3 protein-coding genes are annotated in these 3194 nt (G+C 72.0%); 1 reads left to right on the forward strand and 2 read right to left on the reverse strand.

Translation table 11 applies throughout. From position 1 onward, the window contains the following. Nucleotides 1-309: alpha/beta hydrolase family protein (locus tag VF794_RS22965; protein ID WP_331113830.1), on the forward strand; the 309-nt coding region annotated here is incomplete at its 5' end. A 15-nt stretch (nucleotides 310-324) separates the two neighbouring features. Here VF794_RS22965 and VF794_RS22970 read toward each other — a convergent pair. Further along, a complete protein-coding gene (locus VF794_RS22970; RefSeq protein ID WP_331113832.1) occupies nucleotides 325-567 on the reverse strand; it encodes a DUF378 domain-containing protein in 243 nt (80 codons plus the stop codon). A 101-nt stretch (nucleotides 568-668) separates the two neighbouring features. Further along, nucleotides 669-3194, reverse strand: a 2526-nt coding sequence (locus VF794_RS22975) for a GAF domain-containing protein (RefSeq protein ID WP_331113834.1), incomplete at its 5' end; no start/stop codon positions are given.

Below are 3194 nucleotides of genomic sequence, written 5' to 3' on the forward strand. Positions count from 1 at the left end.
GACGAGCGCAAGCCCGAGGTGCGCGCGGTGCAGGAGCGCATCTCGCCCCTCAACGCGGTGGACCGCATCCGGGCCGCGCTCTTCGTGCAGCAGGGCGCCAACGACCCGCGCGTGCCCCAGTCCGAGGCGGAGCAGATCGTCAAGGCGGTGCGCACCCGGGGCACCGACGTCTGGTACCTGCTCGCGCTCGACGAGGGCCACGGCTTCGGGAAGAAGGCCAACAGGGACACCATCACCATGGCGACCTTCCTCTTCCTGGAGAAGCACCTGGGCACGCCCACGGGCGAGGCGGGCGGCTCCGGCCGGTGAGGGACCTCCGGTCGCTCATGCGTGCCTGCTCTTCCAGGGAAAGGTGAAGGCGAGCGCCAGTCCAGCCAGGCCCACGAGGATATAGAAGAGCTGGCTGAGGTGACTGGCCTCCAGGGCCCCCGTGTTACCGCCGAAGAGGGCGGTCACCAGGTTCCACTTGAAGAAGCCGATGAGGCCCCAGGTGAGGGCGCCGATGATGACCAGCACGGCGAGGAACTTGTTGAAGGTGCTGACGCTCGACGGTGTTCTCGGGTCCATGGCTCGTCCTTTCGTGGAAGGGGGCACGCCTTCGTAGAGGGCCGGACGCGAGAATGTCTCGTCGGGGTTTTCGTTCGCTTGGCTGGCCGCCCGTCCACGTCTCAGGCGGGCGCGAGGGGCAGCACCACGGTGAAGGTCGAGCCGCTCCCGGGCTGGCTGTCCACGCTGATGCGGCCGCCCATGGCCTCGACAATCTGGCGGGAGATCCACAGCCCCAGGCCGAAGCCGCCGTAGTTGCGCTCGGACACCGCGCGCTCGAAGCGACCGAAGACACGCTCCAGGTGCTCGGGGGCGATGCCAATCCCGTTGTCTCGGACGACCAGGTGGGCCTGTCCTTCCCGGGCCTCCACGGTGAGCTCGAGGGGGTTGCCCTGCCCGTACTTCACCGCGTTGGAGACGAGGTTCGACACCACCTGCTCCAGCCGGCTCTGGTCCCAGTGGCCCGGCACCGGGGCGGGAGCATTCACGGTGAGGCGCGAGCCGGTACGAGACAGCTCCTGCGCGAAGCGCGCGGGCACCTCGTGCGCGAGGGCCGCGAGGTCCATCGGCTCCGGCCGCAGCACGAGCTGATTCATGTCCAGGCGCGACACGTCCAGCAGGTCGTTCACCAGGTGGAGCTGCCGCTTCACCTGCCGGTCCATCACCTCCAGGCCGCGGCGCACCCGCTCCGGGGGCAGCCCTTCGGGAGTCCGGGTCAGCGCGCTCAGCAGGCCCTGTACGTGGAGCTGAAGGGCGGTGATGGGGGTGCGCAGCTCATGGCTGGCGATGGAGAGGAACTCCTCGCGCAGGCGGATGGCGTCGCGGGCCTCGCGGTAGAGGCGGGCATTGTCGATGGCGAGGGCGGCACGGCGGGCCAGCTCCTGCGCCAGCGCGAGATCCTGCGCATCGTAGTTGCGCCGCGAGGAGACGAAGGACAGCGCGCCGATGGTCTGCCCGCGCACCAGCAGGGGCACGCAGAGGTAGGAGCGCTCCACCAGCTCGCACGGCAGCGCGGGGCCCGTGACCGCGGAGAGGGAAGGAATGGTGCGGTTCGTGCTCACCTCCGTCTGCCCCGAGGAGATGACACGCGCGACGGCGGAGGCCCTCGGCTCCAACTCCCGAGGCAGCTCCACCGGGTTGCCGGCGCGGGCGGTGGCCACGCAGCTCACCGCGCCTCCCTCGCCGAGCAGGTACACGTAGCAGCCCTCGGCATAGGTGGGGACGGCCAGGTGCGCCACGCGCTCCAGCGTCACCTCGTGCTCCAGCGAGCTGGCCAGCACGGTGTTGGCCTCCGCGAGGAAGCGCAGGGCCTCCTCGGCGCGCTTGCGCTCGGTGATGTCCGCCAGCACGGAGAGGCACAGGCGCTGGCCCTCGGCCACCTGCACCGGGGAACTCCACAGGGCCACGTCGATGGTGGTGCCATCGCGCCGCTGGTGGCGCGTCTCCAGGCCGAGGATGGACTCGCCGCGAGCGACGCGCGCGAGGTTGTCGTGGAACTCCTCCGCCGTGTCCGTGGGGATGGCGGGTGAGGGGTGGCCGAGCACTTCCTCGCGCTTCCAGCCGAAGATGCGCTCGGCGGCGGGGTTCCACATGCGCACCGTGCCGTCCAGCTCCAGCAGGGTGATGGCGGTGGGTGAGGACTCGATGACGGCCCGCAGCGTGTGGTGGGCGTCGCGCAGGGCCTCGCGGGCACCGCGCTCCTGGGCGAAGAGCCGGGCACGCTCGAAGGCCTGGGCTGCGTGGTGGGCCAGCAGCGAGATGAAGACGCGCTCGTCGTCGTCGAAGCGGTGCGCCACCGGGAAGCCGAAGACGAGCCCGCCCAGGCCGGACCCATCCACCAGCAGCGGCAGGCACACCAGGGAGCCCAGCTCGCAGGACTCCAGCGCGCCCACGCCCGCTGTCGTCCGGGGATAGCGGCGCCCGAGCTCCTCGCGCGACTCGAGCCACACCGACTGTCCCCGCCGGATGGCGTCATATAGCGGCGTGTCCTGCTCCAGCGGCAGCCGATGGAGCGGCCCGGCCAGCTCCGGGGGCAGGCCCACGCTGCGCAGCAGCCGGGCCTGGGTGCCGGACTCGTCCGCCAGCCACAGACAGCCCATCTGGGCGCCAAGGGAGGCCATGCCCTGGTCGATGACCACCTCCGCCACGCGCTCGGCGGTGAGCACCTGGGACAGGGCGGTGTTGAGGGCCAGCAGGCGGGCGGTGCGCGCGGCGGCGCGCTCGGCGCGGGTGCGGGCCTGTTGCGCGGCCTCGTAGAGCCAGGCGCGTTCCAGGGCCTGGGCGCTCTGCCGCGCCAGGTCCAGCAGCAGGCCGCGCTCGTCCGTGCTGAAGGTGCGCCGTGAGTCGAAGCCGAAGCCGAGGGCCCCCAGCGTGCGCCCGCGTGCCCGCAGCGGCAGGGCCACCACGGACTGGGTCGCCTCCAGCTGCGCGGCGAGGCTCTGGGGGTAGGCGGCGCTGATGGCCTCGCGCGACTCCAACCACACCGGCTCACCCGTGCGGTACGCCACCGCCACGGGCAGGAGCGAGGTGAGGGGGAAGCGGGGCTGGAGCGCCAGGGTCTCCGCGGAGACGCCCCGCTGGCTCACCACCTCCAGGTGCTCGGGCTCGTCCGGTGCCGGGGCGACCACCACGGCCCGGTCCGCGCCGAG

The organism is Archangium sp., assembly GCF_036389735.1.
In the GTDB taxonomy this organism is placed as follows: Bacteria; Myxococcota; Myxococcia; order Myxococcales; family Myxococcaceae; genus Archangium.